This window comes from Denitratisoma sp. DHT3 (assembly GCF_007833355.1).
Classification (GTDB): Bacteria; Pseudomonadota; Gammaproteobacteria; order Burkholderiales; family Rhodocyclaceae; genus Denitratisoma.
This window is the reverse complement of the sequence record NZ_CP020914.1, coordinates 1,016,926-1,034,642: the sequence shown is the minus strand read 5'-3', so window position 1 is coordinate 1,034,642 and position 17,717 is coordinate 1,016,926. Positions and strand designations below refer to the sequence as shown.

The window sequence follows — 17,717 nt, the reverse complement described above, 5'->3', positions numbered from 1 at the left end:
CGGCATTTCCAGTCGTGTCGGGTTACGGCGCAAAAAGCGCGCCCAACGCTGATCAAGTCCGTTCGCAGACGATGGGGGACACCCTGAGCTAACCCGGAACGGGCGAACGGATGGCGCTCAAGCGTTGCCTTGACCGGCTTGCGTGCCGTCGGCCGGAGGCGGCGTGGGCGGTGCGGGGTCCCTGGCGGCGATGGCCATCACCACGCGGATCAGCATCGGCGTCAGCGCCGGCGAGCCGAGCAGGTCGGGGCGTTCCTCCACCACGGTGGCCAGCATGTTGCGCACGCCGCGCACGATCATGAAGGCGGCCAGCTCGCGGTCGGCCTCGGTCGCTTCCTCGGGGTGGTCGGCCAGCACCTTGCCCATCGCGGCGGTCAGGTGCTGGAAGTTCGGCGCCCCGTCCCAGGCCGGGGTCTCGGTCGGGCTGCCCAGTTGCAGATAGCGGGCGAAGCGCTGATGGAAATCGGTGCCCAGTCCCAGCAGTTTGCGCTCGACGGCCACCGTGCGCTCATACAGCGCCGCGATGAACTCGCGCAGGGGCTGGTGGTAGAGGTTGAACAACTGGTGCCGCGCATCGCTGGCCTCCTCGTTCGTGATGCGGTAGGCCAGCTGCATCAGGATCGCGTCCCGATTGGGAAAATACTGGTACAGGGTGCCCACCGCCACGCCGGCACGCTCCGCCACCCGCCGCGTGGTGACGGCCTCGACGCCCTGCTTTTCGAGGATGCTGCGGGCCGCGTCGATGATGGTCGTCATCGTGAATTCGCTGCGCTTCTGGATCGGCTGCTTGCGCGGCGCGGGCGGCGGCTTGACGGTGGTGGTCGCGGTTTTGCGGGCGGTCTTCGACATGTGGCGACAGGCGGGCGATGCCGCCTCGGCGCGGCGGCATCGTAGAGGAGGGGATGGCGCGCATTATGCGCCGAAAAGCGGTTCCTCCAGCCGATTGTTCATTTTTGTGCAGTGCGATGAATGTCAGCAATGAAGCGGCCAAGCGCCCGATGCATGCCCATGGTTCAGGTTTAGGCTCATATTGTGGGGCGGGCGCGGCCGGTCAATTATCGTGTACGGGTTCCAATCCGTCGTCCGTGGGTTTCATCCATGTGTCTCATCCGTGTGTTTCCAGGGCGGCGCGGTTCATCGTTTTTCAACTCATTTGAAAAAGGGCAGTCATGACTGACGTATACATCTACGACCACGTTCGCACGCCGCGGGGCAAGGGCAAGGCGGACGGGGGCCTGCACGAGATCACGCCGGTGCAACTGGCGGCGCAGATGCTGGAGGCGCTGCGCGACCGCAACTCCCTGGACACGGCCCTGGTGGAAGACGTGTTCCTCGGCTGCGTGGTGCCGGTGGGCGAGCAGGGCGGCAACATCGCCCGCATCGCCGCGCTGGTGGCGGGCTACGACCAGGGCGTGCCCGGCGTGCAGGTGAACCGCTTCTGCGGCTCGGGTCTGGAGGCGGTGAACTTCGCCGCGGCCAAGGTGGGCGCGGGCCAGATCGACCTGGCCGTCGGCGGCGGCGTCGAAAGCATGTCGCGGGTGCCGATGGGGGCCGACGGCGGCGCCATGGCGCTGGACCCGCAGGTGGCGTTCAAGATGTATTTCGTGATGCAGGGCGTCAGCGCCGACCTGCTGTCCACCCGCTGCGGCTTCACCCGCGAGCAGTGCGACGCCTACGCGGTGGAGAGCCAGAAGCGCGCGGCGGCGGCCTGGGCCAACGGCTACTTCGATAAATCCGTGGTGCCGGTGAAGGACATCCTGGGCCTGCCGGTGCTGGACAGGGACGAGACCGTCCGCCCCGACGTGACCCTGGAATCCCTGGGTGCGATGAAACCCGCCTTCGTGGACCTGGGCGAGAAATTCGGTTTCGACGGCGTCGCGCTGCAGAAATATCCGGAACTGGAGAGCATCATCCACATGCACCACGCCGGCAACAGCTCGGGCATCGTCGATGGCGCCTCCGCCGTGCTGGTGGGCAACAAGGAGATCGGCCAGCGCCTGGGCCTGAAGCCGCGGGCGCGGATCCGCTCGATCGCCACCGTGGGCTCGGAGCCGACCCTGATGCTGGACGCGCCGAGCTTCGCCGCGCAGAAGGCGCTGAAGAAGGCGGGGATGGGCGTGGCCGACATCGGCCTGTGGGAACTGAACGAAGCGTTCGCCTCGGTGGTGCTGTGCCTGATGGAGCGGCTGAACGTGCCGCACGACAGGATCAACGTCAATGGCGGGGCGATCGCCATGGGCCATCCGCTGGGGGCCACCGGCGGCATGATCCTGGGCACCCTGCTCGACGAGATGGAGCGGCGCCAGGTGGGCACGGGTCTGGTGACCCTGTGCGAAGCGGCGGGCATGGGCACCGCCACCATCATCGAGCTGGTCTGAGCCGTCCCGGAAACAATTCAAGGAAATAGCCATGAGTGAAGTCATCCACGTTTCCGTCGACGCCGACGGCATCGCCACCCTGTTGTTCGATCGCAAGGACAACAACATGAACGTCATGGACATGAAGTTCATGAACGAACTGGAAGCCGCCGTGCAGCAGGTGGCCACCGATACCGCCATCAAGGGCGCGATCATCACCTCCGGCAAACCGGTGTTCGCCGCCGGCGCCGACCTGAACGAAATGGAAGCCGCCCTGGACCGCAGCCAGGACATGCCCCTGGCCGAGCGGGTGAAGCAGAACGCCTCGCTGTCGACACTGCTGCGCCGCCTGGAGACCTGCGGCAAGCCCGTCGTCTGTGCGGTCAATGGCACTGCCATGGGCGGCGGCACCGAACTGGCGCTGGCCTGCCATTACCGCGTGGTGGCCGACAGCAAGGGCATCATGCTGGGCCTGCCGGAAGTGCAGGTGGGCCTGCTGCCGGGCGGCGGCGGTACCCAGCGGGTGCCGCGCCTGATCGGGGTGCAGGCCTCGGCGCCGGTGCTGCTGGAAGGCCAGGCGCTCTCCGCCGAGAAGGCGCTGAAGATGGGCCTGATCCACAAGGTGGTGCCCGCGGTCGAACTGCTGGCCGAGGCCAAGCGCTGGATTCTCGAGGAGGGCGACCCGGTGCAGCCCTGGGACAAGAAAGGCTTCAAGGTGCCGGGCGGCGCCGGCGCCCTGTCCCCGGCGGTGGGCCAGATGATGATGGTCAGCAACGCGATGACCCAGGCCAAGACCTTCCACAACATGCCGGCACCCCTGGCCATCCTCTCCTGCATGTTCGAGGGGCCGTTCCTGCCGATGGACAAGGCCCTGCAGGTGGAGGCCAAGTACTTCACCCAGCTCAACCAGGACCCCGTCTCGCGCAACATGATCCGCACCCTGTTCATCAACAAGGGCAAGGCGGACAAGCTGATGCACCGGCCGGAGGGGATTCCCAAGACCGCGTACAAGAAGATCGGCGTGGTCGGCGCCGGCCTGATGGGCGCGGGCATCGCCTTCACCTGCGCCAAGCTGGGCGTCGAGGTGGTGCTGATCGACCGCGACCAGGCCGCCGCCGACAAGGGCAAGGACTACAGCGCCAAGCGCCTCGGCCGCGACCTGGAGAAGGGCCGCACCACCCAGGAGAAGATGGATGCGGTGCTGGCCCGGATCCATCCGACCACCGACTACGCGGCGCTGGCCGGCGTGGAGATGGTCGTCGAGGCGGTGTTCGAGGACCGTGGCGTCAAGGCCGACGTCACCAGGAAGCTGGAAGCGGTGCTGCCGCCGCAGGCGGTGATCGCCTCCAACACCTCGGCGCTGCCGATCACCGAACTGGCCGAGGCCGGCCAGCGGCCGCAGAACTTCATCGGCCTGCACTTCTTCTCGCCGGTGGAGCGCATGCCCCTGGTGGAGGTGATCCGCGGCAAGCAGACCTCCGACGAGACCCTGGCGCGGGCGCTGGATTTCGTCGCCCTGATGAAGAAGACGCCGATCGTGGTGAATGACAACCCCGGCTTCTTCACCACCCGCTTCATCGGCGCCTACATTTCCGAGAGCGTCGGCATGGTGGCCGAGGGCGTGAATCCCGCGTTGATCGAGAACGCCGCCAAGATGGCCGGCATTCCGGTGGGACCGCTCACCGTCTCCGACGAGATCGGCCTCGACGTGGCCTACCACGCCGGCATGCAGACCCAGCGCGACCAGGGCGATGCCTTCAAGGCCACGCCGGTGTTCCGCGTGGTGGAGAAGCTGGTGGGCGAACTCGGCCGCCACGGCCGCAAGAACGGCAAGGGCTATTTCGAATACGCCGCCGACGGCAGCAAGAAACTGTGGTCCGGCCTGGCCGAGATCTGGCCGCGCCTGCCCCAGCAGCCGAGCGTGGACGAGGTGAAGGCGCGGATGTTCTACGCCCAGTTGGTGGATGCCGCGAAGTGCATCGCCGACGGGGTGCTGCTCGATCCGGCCGACGGCGACGTGGGCGCGATCCTCGGGGTGGGCTTCCCTCCCTACCTGGGCGGCCCCTTCTCGATGATGGACACGCTGGGGCTGCCCAAGGTGGTGGCCGAGTGCGACCGCCTGGCGGCGACCTACGGCGAGCAGTTCGCGCCGCCGCAGTTGCTGCGCGACATGGCGAAGAATGGCCAGACCTTCTACGGCAAGAACCGCATCGTCCCGCCGGCGGCGAAACGGGGCTGAGCAGAGGTCTGGGAAATACGGCCGGAGGGCGGTTTCTCCGGCCGGTTTTGTTTTGAGCGAGAGTTCCCGGAATGGATACCTTCGATTACATCGTCGTCGGCGCCGGTTCGGCCGGCTGCGTGCTGGCCAGCCGGCTGACCGAGGACCCCTCGGTCAGGGTGCTGCTGCTGGAGGCCGGCGGCGACGACAAGGACTACCTGCTCCAGGTGCCGGCCGGCTGGGGCAGGATCATGCTCGATCCCAAATACGCCTGGGTGCATCGGACGACGCCCCAGGCCGCGATGGAACGGCGTTCGCTTGTCATTCCGCGCGGCAAGGTGATGGGCGGCTGCTCCTCCATCAACGGCCTGATCTACGTGCGCGGCCAGCACCAGGATTACGACGACTGGACGGCGGCCGGGGCGACCGGCTGGAGCTGGAGGGAAGTGCTGCCTTATTTCATCCGCTCCGAGGACTGGTCGGGCACACCCAGCGCCTATCGCGGCCAGGGTGGGCCCTTGCAGGTGTCCGAGCTGTTCGAGCGCACCGGTTTCGGCGAGGCGGTGCTCCAGGCCTCGGTGCAAGCCGGCATTCCCTTCAACGAGGACTTCAACGGCGCGTCCCAGGAAGGCATCGGCTGGGTGCAGATGACGGGCCGCGATCATCGCCGCTGCTCGGTGTCCTACGGTTATTTGCGCGAGGCGAAGAAGCGTCCCAACCTGCGCATCGAAACCAGGGCCTTGGCCAACCGTCTGTTGTGGGAGGGCAAGGCCGTCGTCGGTGTCGAGTATCGGCAGCAGGGGCAGCTGCGCCAGGCCCGCGCTAACCGCGAAGTCCTGGTGGCGGCCGGCGCCATCCGCTCGCCCCAGTTGCTGATGCTCTCCGGCATCGGTCCCGGCGCGCAACTGCAGCAGCACGGCATCCCGGTGGTGGCGGACCGCGCCGGGGTCGGCGCCAATCTCCAGGATCACCTGGTGTTCCCCATGGGCTGGCGCTTCAAGCCCGGCGGCCCCAGTCATAACGCGAACCTGAGAGGCTGGCGGCTGGTGCGCGAGGTGCTGCGCTTCCTGATCTGGAAGAAGGGAGCGATGAACATGTCCTCCGGCGAGGTGATGATGTTCCTCAAGAGCGATCCGACGCTGAGCCGACCCGACGTCCAGGTGCATTGCCTGCCGGTGAGCGGCGGCGTGGAGGCCAAGATTCCCCACGAGGCGCCGGGCATGACGCTGGCGCCCTGCGGCTTGCATCCCCAATCGCGCGGCAGCGTCAGCCTGGCCTCCGCCGACCCCGCGGCCATGATGAACGTGGACCCCAATTACCTGGCCGTGGCCGACGACTGGCGCATCCTGCGGGCCTCGATCGACATCCTGCGGCGGGTCGCCCAGGCGCCGGCGCTGGCGCCGCTGATCGAGTGCGAGATTTCTCCCGGCGCGGATGCCACCACGGACGAGGCGATCCGGGCGCAGGTGATCCGCAGCTCCTCCACCGGACATCATCCGGTGGGCACCTGTCGCATGGGTTCGGACGCGGACTCGGTGGTGGACCCGGAACTGAAGGTGAGGGGGGTGACGGGCCTGCGCGTGATCGACGCCTCGGTGATGCCGCGCCTGCCCTCGGGCAACACCAACGCGCCGACGGTCATGATCGCCGAGCGGGCCGCCGACCTGATCCGCGGCAAGACGCCGTTGATCGCCCAGTGAACTTCTAACGATAACCAGAGGAACCTATCGTGAACTTCGATTTTTCCGACGACCAGCGGCTGTTGCAGGCGGAAGTGGGCAAGATGCTGGCCCAGACCTGCACCTCCGCCGAAGTGCGCAAGGTGCTGGACGGCCAGGCCGCCTATGCCGAGGTGGTCTGGCGCAACCTGATCGACATGGGCGCCGCCGCGGCGGCGATTCCCGAAGCCTACGGCGGCGCCGGCCTGGGCTACCTGGAACTGTGCCTGGTGGCCGAGGAGGCCGGGCGCACCCTGGCTCCCGTGCCGCTGTCGTCCTCCTTCTACCTCGCCGCCGAGGCCATCCTCCACGGCGGCGGCGAAGCCCAGAAGCGGCAATGGCTGCCGCGCATCGCGTCCGGCGAGGTGATCGCCACCGCCGCCCTGGGCGGCCGCGAGACCTATCTGGCGACGCCGGCCCTGAGCTTCGACGGCAAGACCGTCAGCGGCAAAGTGTCCGCCGTGCCCGACGGCATGGTGGCCGGCGTGGCGGTGCTGAGGGCGGGCGACGACCTGCTGCTGGTGAATCTGGCCGAGGCCGGCGTCGGCCGCAAGCCGCTGCCTTCCCTGGACCCGACCCGGCCCTACGCCGAACTGAGCTTCGCCAATACCCCGGTCGAGAAGCTGGCCGGCGGCAAGGGTGGGGCGGCGGTGGCGGCGCGGGTGCACAACGGCGCCGCCGTGCTGCTGGCTTTCGAGCAGGTGGGGGGCGCCGCCCGCATCCTGGAGATCAGCCGCGACTACGCGCTGGAGCGCAAGGCCTTCGGCCGCCAGATCGGCAGTTTCCAGGCGCTGAAGCACAAGATGGCGGAGATCTACACCGCCAACGAACTGGCGCGGGTGCATGCCTACTACGGCGCCTGGGCGCTGTCGTCGGAGGCGCCGGAACTGGCGCTGGCGGCCGGCGCGGCGCGGGTGGCGGCGACCACCGCGTTCAACCGGGCGGCGGAGGAGGGCATCGAGATCCACGGCGGCATCGGTTACACCTGGGAAGTCGACTGCCACCTGTACCTGCGCCGCGCCCGCTATCTGGCGCAGTTGATCGGCAGCGAGCACGGCTGGCGCGCGCAGCTGGCGGATGAACTGGTGAAGGAGACTGTGTAATGGATTTCAGAGACACCCCCGAAGAAGCGGCGTTCCGCGCCCAGGTGCGGGCCTGGCTGGAGGCCAACGGCCAGCGGCGCCAGCGTCCCGACGAAGTGTTCGGCGAAGGCCTGGACGATGCCGCCAGGCTGGCGGCGGCCAAGGACTGGCAGGCCAGGAAGGCGGCGGCGGGCTACGCCGCCATCACCTGGCCCAAGGCGGCCGGCGGCATGGGCGGCACGCCGATGCAGCAGGTGATCTACACGCAGGAGGAAGCGGCCTATCTGGTGCCGGCATTCGTGTTTTCCGTCAGCATGGGCATGTGCATCCCCACGGTGGCGAACTGGGCGATCCCGGAACTCAAGGCGCGCTACGTGTCCAAGGGCATTTCGGGCGAGGAAATCTGGTGCCAGCTGTTCTCCGAGCCGGCGGCCGGTTCGGATACCGGCGGCATCCGCACCCGCGCCGAGAAGCAGGGCGACGAGTGGGTGATCAACGGCCAGAAGGTCTGGACCTCCGGCGCTCATTATTGTGACTACGGCATCCTGTTGACGCGCAGCGACTGGGACAAGCCCAAGCAGGAGGGCCTGACCATGTTCATCGTGGATATGAAGGCGCCCGGCGTGGAGGTCCGTCCCATCCACCAGATGTCCGGCGATCGGGAATTCAACGAGGTGTTCTTCACCGACGTGCGCATTCCCGACAGCCATCGCCTGGGTCCTGAGTGCGGCGGCTGGAAGGTGATGCTGAGCATGCTGATGCACGAACGCCTGTCCGTCGGCGGCAACCTGCCCACCGACCTTTACAGGCATCTGGTCGATCTGGCGAAGAAGTGCCGCTGGAACGGCAAACCGGCGCTGGATGATGATCGGGTCAAGGCCCGCATCGCCGATGCCTACCTGAGCCAGAAGGGGGTGGAGCTGGTGATCTCGCGCGGACTGACGGCGCTGTCCAAGGGCCGCGAGCCGGGACCGGAAATGTCCATCACCAAGCTGGTCGGCGCCCGTGCGATGCAGGAAATTGCCAGCTTCGCGATGGAACTGGCCGGACCGGAAGGCGTGCTGAGCCATCACGCGCTGGGCGAGGATTGGTACTACATGCAGCGCCTGTGGCTGTCTGCGCCGGGTGCGCGACTGGCCGGCGGCACCGACGAGGTGCTGAAGAACGTGGTTGCCGAGCGGGTGCTGGGCCTGCCCGGCGAGATCCGCACCGACCGCAAGGTGCCGTTCCGCGATCTGGAACGCTGAACCGACGACAAAACCGGAGACATGACGATGAACGTTACCGAAGCCGTATTGAGCCGGGCCTCCGCCCGCGCCTATCTGGACAAACCGGTGGATCACGCGCTGTTGCGGACCATCCTGGCGACTGCGTTGCGCGCGCCTTCCGGCGGCAACGTCCAGCCCTGGCACATCCACGTGCTGACCGACGAGGCCAGGAAGAACTTCACCCAGCGCATCATGACCAGCTTCGCCGAGACGCCGATGGGGGAGTCGCCCAATCCCGGGATGTATCCCGAGCCGTTGCCCGACCCCTTCAAGGAGCGGCGCGCGGTCTGCGGAACGATGCTCTACGACGCGCTGGCGATTCCCAAGGAGGACAAGAAGGGCCGCATCGCCCAGGCACTGAAGAACTACGAGTTCTTCGGCGCGCCGGTGGGACTGATCTTCACCGTGCCCTCCATCATGCTGGAGAGCCAGGCCATCGACATCGGCATCCTGATGCAGACCATCATGCTGCTGGCCCGCGATCACGGCCTCGACACCTGCCCCCAGGTGATCTGGCGCATGTGGCCGCAGACCATCCGCAGCGCCTTGAACATCGACGACTCGCACCACGTGATGGGCGGCATGTGCCTGGGTTATGCCGACACGGCCTCGCCGGTGGCGAACCTGGGCATTCCGCGGGCCGCGCTCGAAGACATCGTGACCTTCCACGACGCTTGATCGGGAGAAGATGCAAATGACGGCAAAGCCTCTGGACGGCGTCAAGGTTCTGGACTTCACCCAACTCCTGCCCGGTCCGATGTGTACCCTGCACCTGGCCGACATGGGGGCGGACGTGCTCAAGATCGAACCGACCGGTACCGGCGAGCCCGCGCGTGGTCCGGCGGGCACGCCGATTTCCCATTTCTTCCTGGCAGTGAATCGCAACAAGCGTTCTCTCTCCATCAATCTGCGGGCCGAAGGCGCACGCGAGATCATGCTGCAACTGGCGCGCGACGCCGACGTGCTGGTGGAGGGCTTCCGTCCCGGCGTCATGGCCCGCCTGGGGCTGGGCTACGAGGATGTGAAGGCGGTGAACCCGAAGCTCGTCTACTGCGCCATCACCGGCTACGGCCAGGATGGTCCGCTGGTGGAGCTGGGCGGCCATGACATCAACTACCAGTGCTATGCCGGCATCCTGGAGCAGAGCAGCGGCGCCGGCGTGGCGCCGCATCCGGGCAACTTCCCGATCGCCGATCTGGCGGGCGGGGCGCTGTCGTCGGCGATGACCATCCTCGCCGCGCTGTTCGACGCCCAGCGTTCCGGCAAGGGGCGCCTCCTCGACGTGTCGATGACCGACTGCGCGATGGCCAACAACATGCAGCCCGTCGCCGCCATGCACACCTACGGCCGGCCGATTCCGCCGGGGATGGATACCCTGACCGGCGGCCTGCCCTGCTACGGCACCTACGAGACGGCGGACGGACGCTACCTCGCCGTGGGCGCGCTGGAGCCCAAGTTCTGGAAGGCGTTCTGCGAAACCATCGGCCAGCCCGAATTGATCAAGGCCGGCTGGGCCTCGGGCGAGGACGGCGTCGCGGTGCGCGGCCGGATCGCCGCCATCGTCAAGTCGAAACCGCTGGCGGAGTGGGATCAGGTCTTCGCCGGGGTGGACGCCTGCGTCAGTCCCGTGCTGCGGATCGACGAGGTGCTGCAGCACCCGCTGACCCGGGCCCGCCGGATGGTGGCCCAGGTCGCCGCGGCGGACGGCCGCGGTTACCCCTATTTCGCCTTTCCCGTGAAAATGACCGACTACCAGTTCAGCATCGACCGCTCGCCACCCGCGCTGGGCGAGCACAACGAGGAAGTCCTGCGCAAACTGGGCTATGGTGACGCTGCCCTGGCCAAATTCCGGGCCGACGGTTTGATCTGACGCGGACCAGACCCGAGGGGGCTGGTCCGCCGTACCGCCATCGACCTTGCAGCAATCCAATCAGCAGACGGAGACATCATGAGCACTCGCCGCACCTATAACCTCGCAGACCTTTTCGACATCGTCGCGGAGGCCGTTCCCGATCGCGAAGCGGTCGTGATCGGCGACAAACGCATCAGCTATCGCCAACTGGCCGAACGTATCGACCGCTTGGCGGTCTGGCTCCATGGCCAGGGCATCGGCGCGGGCGACACCGTCGGTCTGCAGCTGTACAACACCGAGGAATACCTCGAAGCCTTCATGGCGGCGTGCAAGGTCAAGGCGATGCCGGTGAACATCAATTACCGCTATGTCGCCGAGGAGTTGCGCTACATCTATGACAACGCCAGGCTCAAGGCGCTGTTCTACAGCCCCGAGCTGGAAGCCGGTGTGCAGGAGGCCCTGGATGCCGCTCCCGACCTGAAGGCGATCGTGCGCCAGGGCATCGGCCAGCCCGCGATCGCCCGGGCCGTGGCCTACGATGCCGCGCTGGCGGCGGCCCAGGGCAGCGTGGCCGACATCGCGCGCAGCGACGACGACATCTCCCTGCTCTACACCGGCGGCACCACCGGCATGCCCAAGGGCGTGATGTGGCCCCACAAGGCGCTGTTCTTCAGCGCCCTGGGCGGCGGCGGCGCCTTCAATCCGGCCGCGGGGCCGGTGAAGGCGCCGGAAGAGCTGGCGGAGCGTGCGCAGCAGGGATTCGCGATGCGCGTCATGCCCGTCGCGCCGCTGATGCACGGCGCCGCGCTGTGGGCGACCCTGATCTCCCTGTTCTCCGGCCACACCATCGTCTTGAACGAGCAACATCATTTCGATGCCGAGCACATCCTCGACCTGATGACGCGCGAGAAGATCGGTTCCATCTCCATCGTCGGCGACGCCATGGCGATGCCGATCCTGGAGGCGCTGCGGGCGAGTCCGGGGCGCTGGGATCTTTCCAGCATGTTCGCCTTCGGCAGCGGCGGCGCCTTGTTCTCCGCGCACATCAAGGAAGCCCTGAAGGAATTCCTGCCACCCCATGCGATTTTCACCGACGGCGTCGGCTCTTCCGAGGGCGGGCAGTTCGGCCTGGGCAGCAAGCCTTCCGGCGACGGCATGATCAAGCTGGCGCCGCGGCCCGACCTGACGGTGGTGGTCGATGCCGTGCGCCTCGCCAAGCCTGGCGAAATGGGCATCCTGTCCCGCGCGGGCCTGGTGCCGGTGGGCTATTTCGGCGATCCCAGGAAGTCTGCGGAAACCTTCGTCGCCATCGACGGTGTGCGCTATGCGATCACCGGCGATCAGGCGCGGCTGGAGGAGGATGGTTCCATCGTGGTCTTCGGACGCGGTTCCAACTGCATCAATACCGGCGGCGAGAAAGTCTTCGTCGAGGAAGTGGAAGAGGCGCTGCGTCGCCATGCCGCGGTCGCCGATGCCCTCGTGGTGGGCCTGCCCGACCCGCGCTGGGGCAGCAAGGTGGTGGCCGTGGTGGCGTTGAAGCCGGGTACTTCGACGAGTCCGGACGAGCTGCGCGCGCATAGCCGCGAGCATCTGGCCGGCTACAAGGTGCCGAAGGAGGTGGTGTTCGTCGATGCGATGCGGCGTTCCCCCTCCGGCAAGGCCGATTACCGCTGGGCCAAGAGCGCCGCGGAGACGGCGCTCAACGCCTGATCGCGAAGGCTCCGCGGCGATCGCGGGATGCGGCGGCGGAAATGATTGATTCGGATGTTGACGCTGATGAAACAGTCGCTATAATGCCGCTCCTGTTCTGCGGGAGTAGCTCAGTTGGTAGAGCGCAACCTTGCCAAGGTTGAGGTCGCGAGTTCGAGACTCGTCTCCCGCTCCAAATCGAAAGGGGAAAGCGTTGCTTTCCCCTTTTTCACGTTCCGGTCCGTCGCAACAGTAGGGTGCTTGTATATCCTGATGTCATTATTGATCGAGTGGCGCGAGGCTTGCGGATTTTGAGTCGAAAAATGATGCCGGATATTTTTTCGCTGTTATAATGCCGCTCCTGTTTTGCGGGAGTAGCTCAGTTGGTAGAGCGCAACCTTGCCAAGGTTGAGGTCGCGAGTTCGAGACTCGTCTCCCGCTCCAAATTTCAGGAAATTCCAGGTAGAAGCCTCGGTCTCCATTCTGACGAATGGCCTGTGGCACAAGGATTTCGGCGCGGTCGCATAGTGGTTGTGCAGCGGATTGCAAATCCGTCTACGTCGGTTCGATTCCGGCCCGCGCCTCCAGTGAAATCGAGAAAACCCGCCCAGCCTCCGGCTCGGCGGGTTTTGTTTTTGTTGTTTTCGCGCGCGTCCGGCGCGCGCTTTCCCCGCACGCTTTCCCCTGTCCCGATTGTCACCGGCGTCACCGGCATGGTTTCATTCCGGCGGCGCGGAAGCCGTCCATGCTCTCCGTGCCGTCCGACAATCTTTGCCGACCAACCCCCGCGATGAACGATTCCCGTCCCGCCTTCACCAAACAGCCCTCCTGGGGCTGGATCGCCCTGTTGGGGACGCTGACCGCGGTCGGGCCGCTGTCGATCGACATGTACCTGCCCAGCTTCATCCAGATCGAGCGCTCCCTGAAGGGCGCGCCGGGCAGCGTGGAGTTCACCCTGGCCAGTTTCTTCATCGGCCTGACGCTGGGACAACTGTTCTACGGCCCCGCGAGCGACCGTTTCGGCCGCAAGCCGCCGCTCTATTTCGGCTTCGCCCTGTATGCCGCCGCCTCGCTGGGCTGCGCACTCGCCGACAGCGTCGCGGCCCTGGCCCTGTTCCGCTTTCTGCAGGGCCTGGGCGGCTGCGTCGGCATCATCATTCCCAGCGCCATCGTGCGCGACCGCTGCGGCGCCCAGGAATCGGCGCGGGTGTTCTCGCTCCTGCTGCTGATCATGGGCGTGGCGCCGATCCTGGCCCCGCTGCTCGGCGGATGGCTGCTGATCCTCTGGGACTGGCGCGCCATTTTCGCGCTGCTGTTCCTCTTCGGTGCGGCGTGCCTGGCGATCGTCGGCTTTGGCCTGGAGGAGACGCATCCCGGCGACGCGGCGTCGCTCAGGCTGATGAACGTGCTCGGCAACTACGGCGCGCTGCTGGCCAACCGCCATTTTCTCGGCCACGCGCTGGCCGGCGCCTGGGCGATTTCCGGCATGTTCGCCTACATCGCCGGCTCCCCCTTCGTGCTGATCGATCTCTACGGCGTTTCGCCGCAGCACTACGGCCTCTTCTTCGGCGCCAATGCCTTCGGCCTGATCGCCTTCAGCCAGTTGAACGCCCGCCTGCTGAAGCGTCTGCCGGCCGCGACCCTGCTGCGCCGGGCGCTCTGGGTTCCGCCCGCCGTGGGGCTTGCGCTCGTGGCGCTGGCCGTCGGCGGCGGGATTTCGCTGCCCTGGTTCGCGGCAGGGTTCTTCTGCTTCGTCTCCAGCCTGGGGTGGATCACCCCCAACGCCACGGCTCTGGCGCTGGAGGACCACGGCCGCATGGCCGGCACCGCGGCGGCCCTGGCGAGCGCCATGCGCTTCCTCTTCGCCACGATCGCCGGCGCCCTGGTCGGACTGCTGCACGACGGCAGCGGCCGTCCCCTGGCCATCGTCATGGCGCTGTGCGGCGTCGGCGCTTGGGCCAGTCACCGCCTGCTGGTGCGCCAGCAATCCCGGCAATCCGCGCGGCCTTCCTGAGCGCCGCCCAGCCGCCCGCCAAAGGCCGCGAATCCGCTCTGCGCGGGCGGCACGATCGCTTTGCTTCGGCGATCAATCCGAATCGCGTCACCAATCAAGAATTCGAAAAGGTCCGGGCATAAGCTGCCTGGGCCCGAAGTCACCGGCGCGGCCGCTCGCAGCGGACGGCGCCGGGACCGGGCCGAACACTGGCTGATCGCGTGGAAAGACAGACCGGAGCGGAACCGCGGGTTCCCGTTGCGGACATCGTCCTCGCGGCAAACGATCTCACTCCATGACAGGATGATGACCATTAAACCGATCAACAGAATATGCGTGGCCGGCGCGGGCGCCATCGGCAGCCTGTTCGCGGCGCACCTCGACAGCGTCGCCGCTTGCACCGTGCTGACGCGCCGCCAGGAGCACGCGGACCAATTGAACGCCCAGGGCCTGCGCGTCAGCGGCAAGACCAACCGCCTGGCCAGAGTGCTGGCCTCGACCAATCCGGCCGACCTGGGCGACGTGGACCTCGTCATCATCGCCACCAAGGCGAGCGCGGTCGAGGAGACGGCGAAGAGCATGGCCGGGCATTTCCCCAACGCCCTGGTGATGACCGTGCAGAACGGTCTGGGCTGCGAGGAGGTGGTGGCCCGCCACGGCGCCTGGCCGATCATTTCCGCGGTCACCTTCATGAGCGGCAACCGCCATTCCGACGTCCACGTCGAATACGAACTCGACACGGCCACCTGGATGGGGCCCTGGGCCCAGCGCAACGCCAGCTACGAGCAGGTGCAGCAGGTCGCCGCCCTGATCGAGGCCGCCGGCCTCAAGGCGCGGGCCTTTCCGGACCTGCTGCCGGCCCAGTGGTCGAAGCTGATTTTCAACGCGACGGTCAACAGCGTCGCCGCCGTCAGCGACCTGCCGCATGTCCGGGCCTTCGCCAAGCGGGACGATCTCCAGGACCTCGGGCATCTGGTCTTCGCCATGATGGACGAGGGCAAGCGCGTGGCGGCGGCCAAGGGCATCGTCCTGTTCGAAGACCCGTGGGAGATGAACGTCGAGGCCACCAGCCACGGCCAGACCGGCAACGAGGACTACGCCCACGCGCCGTCGATGCTGGAGGACATCCGCGCGCGGCGTCTCACCGAGATCGACTGGATCACCGGCGCCATCGTGCGCGCCGCCCGCGAGGTCGGCGTTCCGGTGCCGATCAACGAAACCTTGTATCGGCTGGTGAAGGCGCGCGAAGCCAGCTGGAAGATCAACAAGCACAACCACTGAACAGGGGGAACCCATGAAAGTTTGCATCATCGGCTGCGGAGCGATCGGCAGCCTCTTCGGCGCCCACCTGGCGCGGCTCGACGACGTCGAGGTGTGGGCCTACGACCCCAACCAGGCCCATGTGGACGCCATCAACCAGAACGGCCTGCGCCTCACCGGACTCTCGGATTTCGCCGCGCCGGTGCGGGCCCGTTCCAATCCCAAGGAAATCCCCGAGTGCGACTTCGGCATCATCGCCGCCAAGACGCTCCACACGCGGCCGGCCATCGAGGCGACGGCCCACATCTTCCGCGACGGCGCGGTGTGCTCGGTGCAGAACGGCGTCGGCAACGAGGAGATCCTCGCCGAGTACGTGCCCCGCGTCATCATGGGGACGACCTTTCCCGCCGGCCACATCGTCGCGCCCGGCGTGGTGAACCAGGACACCGGCGGCAAGACCTGGATCGGCCCCTTCGCGCCGAGGCCGGCCACCATGGCCGAAGTGGAGCGGCTGGCCGACGCCATCAACCGCGGCGGCATGACCTGCCTGCCGATGGAGGACGCGCGGGGCGCCTTGTGGACCAAGCTGATCTTCAATTCCGCCTCCAACGCCATGGGCGCGCTGACGCGCCTGCCCCACGGCATCGCCTGCGAGCAGGTCTGGCCCGTGATGCACGGGCTGGCGCAGGAGGGCATCGCGGTGGCCGAGGCGCTCGGCGTCACCCTCGACGGCGACCCGGTCGCTTTGCTGGAGTATGGCAAGCAGGTGGCCTACCGGCACAAGCCGAGCATGCTGCAGGACGTGCTGGCCCAGCGCGCCACCGAGATCGACGCCCTCAACGGCGGCATCGCCCGGATCGGCAAGGAGATCGGCGTACCCACCCCATTGAACGACGCCATGGCCGTGATGATCAAGGGCCTGGAATTTTCCTGGACACTGAAGGATTGAGACCGAGCATGGACAACTACATCAACCCCTTCGCCCCCAGCCGGGCGGAAATCGAGCGCCGCTACACCAACGTCCGCAAGGCGATGCAGCAGGCCGGGCTCGACTACCTCATCGTCAGCGGCAGCGAGTACACCGGTTTCGAAGGCGCAGTGCGCTACATGTGCGGCTTCCATATCCTCCACCGCTATGCCTACGTCGTCGTGCCGCTGGCCGGCGACCCCGTCGCCGTCTTCCCGCGCGAGGCCACCTGGGTCGGCGACCACGGCGCGACCTTCGTCGAGCGGCGCGAATTCCCGGCCCATTGCGGCGAGTGGATGGCCGACTTCCTCAAGGGCAAGGGCGCCAGGAAGGTCGGCGTCTACGGCCTGGAATACGTGATGAACGTGCGCGACTACGCCGCCCTGCTGAAGGCCGGCCTGGAGCTGGCGGATTTCGACACCCCCTTCGACTACGCCCGCGCCCAGAAGAGCGAGGAGGAATTGGCCTCGGTGCGCCATTCCATGGAGATCAACAAGGCCGGCGTGCTGGCCGTGCTCAACGCCTATCGCGACGGCATGACCGAGGCGGCGCTGATGGGCGTCGCCGAGGAACTGTTCGCTACCGCCTGCACCGCGCGCAAGACCATGGACATGATGTGCTCCGGTCCCGACGGTTCGATCCGGCCGCAGATGGTGTTCCCGACCGGGCGCGCCCTGCGCGACAGCGACGCCATGGTGTATGGCCTGGAGATCGCCGGCGAGGGCGGCCACTGGGTCGAGTTCTCGCGGGTGCTGGCGCCTCGCGGCGTCGATGCCGTGACCCGGGAGATGTTCACCGCCTATCAGGAGTTCCACGAACTGGCGAAGTTGCACATGAAGGCCGGCGCCACCGCCGAGGAGGTCCATCGCGCCTGCTCCAAGCCGCTGCTCGATCGCGGCTATCGCCTGGGCCACGTCTCCGGCCACTCCATCGGCATGACCATGATCGAGATGCCGCGCATCGGCGAAGGCTACGATTTCGTGCTGCCGGAGAACATGGTGTGCTCCATGCATCCCCACATCATGACCGAGGACCGGACCCACTCGCTGTATTTCCAGGAGACCTACCGGGTCGGGCGCGACGGCGGCGAGCCGCTGTCGGGCGTGCCGATCAAGGTGTACCACGGCGGCGAAACCTCGTTCTGAGGTTCATGATGCAGGAAATGCGTTCTGCATCATGAGGCTCGCCCCCCTTCGCCCCCCTCCGGGGGGTTCGATACGGCTCGCTGCGCTCGATGTCACGGGGAACGCTGTGGATGCACCGATAGTTTGCGGCTTTGCCGCGTGCCGCTTTTCCTTGGGGCGGCCCGGCGG

Annotated in this window: 13 protein-coding genes and 3 tRNA genes; 15 read left to right on the top strand and 1 reads right to left on the bottom strand. The window is 67.0% G+C overall.

Annotated elements, in window-relative coordinates; translation table 11 throughout:
• Positions 1-117: 117 nt before the first annotated feature.
• Positions 118-849 carry a TetR/AcrR family transcriptional regulator gene (locus tag B9N43_RS04685; RefSeq protein WP_145841154.1) on the bottom strand — a complete coding sequence of 244 codons (732 nt, stop codon included), beginning with the start codon at positions 847-849 and terminating at the stop codon, positions 118-120.
• Positions 850-1,169: 320 nt separating this feature from the next.
• On the opposite strand from B9N43_RS04685, the gene B9N43_RS04680 reads away from it, so the two are divergent.
• From B9N43_RS04680 to B9N43_RS04610, 15 genes are all read left to right on the top strand, one after another.
• Positions 1,170-2,378, top strand: a complete 1,209-nt coding sequence (locus B9N43_RS04680) for an acetyl-CoA C-acetyltransferase (protein ID WP_145841153.1) — start codon at positions 1,170-1,172, stop codon at positions 2,376-2,378.
• Between the two features lie 31 nt (positions 2,379-2,409).
• Positions 2,410-4,596, top strand: a complete 2,187-nt coding sequence (locus B9N43_RS04675) for a 3-hydroxyacyl-CoA dehydrogenase NAD-binding domain-containing protein (RefSeq protein WP_145841152.1) — start codon at positions 2,410-2,412, stop codon at positions 4,594-4,596.
• 71 nt (positions 4,597-4,667) lie between these two features.
• A complete protein-coding gene (locus tag B9N43_RS04670; protein WP_145841151.1) occupies positions 4,668-6,275 on the top strand; it encodes a GMC family oxidoreductase in 1,608 nt (535 codons plus the stop codon).
• Between the two features lie 29 nt (positions 6,276-6,304).
• Positions 6,305-7,396, top strand: a complete 1,092-nt coding sequence (locus tag B9N43_RS04665) for an acyl-CoA dehydrogenase family protein (protein ID WP_145841150.1) — start codon at positions 6,305-6,307, stop codon at positions 7,394-7,396.
• Positions 7,396-8,622, top strand: coding sequence for an acyl-CoA dehydrogenase family protein (locus tag B9N43_RS04660; protein ID WP_145841149.1), 1,227 nt, complete (start codon positions 7,396-7,398; stop codon positions 8,620-8,622). The genes B9N43_RS04665 and B9N43_RS04660 overlap by 1 nt, the downstream gene beginning before the upstream one ends.
• Before the next feature lie 27 nt (positions 8,623-8,649).
• Positions 8,650-9,321 (top strand): nitroreductase, encoded by a 672-nt coding sequence (locus B9N43_RS04655; RefSeq protein WP_186453982.1) that lies wholly within the window; start codon positions 8,650-8,652, stop codon positions 9,319-9,321.
• Positions 9,322-9,337: 16 nt separating this feature from the next.
• Entirely contained in the window at positions 9,338-10,513 is a 1,176-nt protein-coding gene (locus B9N43_RS04650; protein ID WP_145841146.1) for a CaiB/BaiF CoA transferase family protein, read from the top strand.
• Between the two features lie 78 nt (positions 10,514-10,591).
• Positions 10,592-12,205: an AMP-binding protein gene (locus B9N43_RS04645; RefSeq protein WP_145841145.1), complete on the top strand. Its 1,614-nt coding sequence runs from the start codon at positions 10,592-10,594 to the stop codon at positions 12,203-12,205.
• Between the two features lie 99 nt (positions 12,206-12,304).
• Positions 12,305-12,380, top strand: a tRNA-Gly gene (locus tag B9N43_RS04640).
• 172 nt (positions 12,381-12,552) lie between these two features.
• Positions 12,553-12,628, top strand: a tRNA-Gly gene (locus B9N43_RS04635).
• A 69-nt stretch (positions 12,629-12,697) separates the two neighbouring features.
• Positions 12,698-12,771, top strand: a tRNA-Cys gene (locus B9N43_RS04630).
• 203 nt (positions 12,772-12,974) lie between these two features.
• On the top strand, positions 12,975-14,198 hold the full coding sequence (locus B9N43_RS04625) for a Bcr/CflA family multidrug efflux MFS transporter (RefSeq protein ID WP_222428805.1): 1,224 nt from the start codon (positions 12,975-12,977) through the stop codon (positions 14,196-14,198).
• 282 nt (positions 14,199-14,480) lie between these two features.
• Entirely contained in the window at positions 14,481-15,458 is a 978-nt protein-coding gene (locus tag B9N43_RS04620; RefSeq protein ID WP_145841143.1) for a ketopantoate reductase family protein, read from the top strand.
• A 13-nt stretch (positions 15,459-15,471) separates the two neighbouring features.
• Entirely contained in the window at positions 15,472-16,386 is a 915-nt protein-coding gene (locus B9N43_RS04615; RefSeq protein WP_145841142.1) for a ketopantoate reductase family protein, read from the top strand.
• An 8-nt stretch (positions 16,387-16,394) separates the two neighbouring features.
• Positions 16,395-17,549, top strand: a complete 1,155-nt coding sequence (locus B9N43_RS04610; protein WP_145841141.1) for a M24 family metallopeptidase — start codon at positions 16,395-16,397, stop codon at positions 17,547-17,549.
• The last annotated feature ends 168 nt before the right edge of the window (positions 17,550-17,717 follow it).

What these genes read in the sequence shown, in the direction of transcription:
- B9N43_RS04650 (WP_145841146.1), top strand. Translation starts at nt 9,338, where the DNA reads ATGACGGCAAAGCCTCTGGACGGCGTCAAGGTTCTGGACTTCACCCAA.
- B9N43_RS04615 (WP_145841142.1), top strand. Translation starts at nt 15,472, where the DNA reads ATGAAAGTTTGCATCATCGGCTGCGGAGCGATCGGCAGCCTCTTCGGC.
- B9N43_RS04645 (WP_145841145.1), top strand. Translation starts at nt 10,592, where the DNA reads ATGAGCACTCGCCGCACCTATAACCTCGCAGACCTTTTCGACATCGTC.
- B9N43_RS04675 (WP_145841152.1), top strand. Translation starts at nt 2,410, where the DNA reads ATGAGTGAAGTCATCCACGTTTCCGTCGACGCCGACGGCATCGCCACC.
- B9N43_RS04685 (WP_145841154.1), bottom strand. Translation starts at nt 849, where the DNA reads ATGTCGAAGACCGCCCGCAAAACCGCGACCACCACCGTCAAGCCGCCG.
- B9N43_RS04680 (WP_145841153.1), top strand. Translation starts at nt 1,170, where the DNA reads ATGACTGACGTATACATCTACGACCACGTTCGCACGCCGCGGGGCAAG.
- B9N43_RS04625 (WP_222428805.1), top strand. Translation starts at nt 12,975, where the DNA reads ATGAACGATTCCCGTCCCGCCTTCACCAAACAGCCCTCCTGGGGCTGG.
- B9N43_RS04610 (WP_145841141.1), top strand. Translation starts at nt 16,395, where the DNA reads ATGGACAACTACATCAACCCCTTCGCCCCCAGCCGGGCGGAAATCGAG.
- B9N43_RS04655 (WP_186453982.1), top strand. Translation starts at nt 8,650, where the DNA reads ATGAACGTTACCGAAGCCGTATTGAGCCGGGCCTCCGCCCGCGCCTAT.
- B9N43_RS04660 (WP_145841149.1), top strand. Translation starts at nt 7,396, where the DNA reads ATGGATTTCAGAGACACCCCCGAAGAAGCGGCGTTCCGCGCCCAGGTG.
- B9N43_RS04620 (WP_145841143.1), top strand. Translation starts at nt 14,481, where the DNA reads ATGATGACCATTAAACCGATCAACAGAATATGCGTGGCCGGCGCGGGC.
- B9N43_RS04670 (WP_145841151.1), top strand. Translation starts at nt 4,668, where the DNA reads ATGGATACCTTCGATTACATCGTCGTCGGCGCCGGTTCGGCCGGCTGC.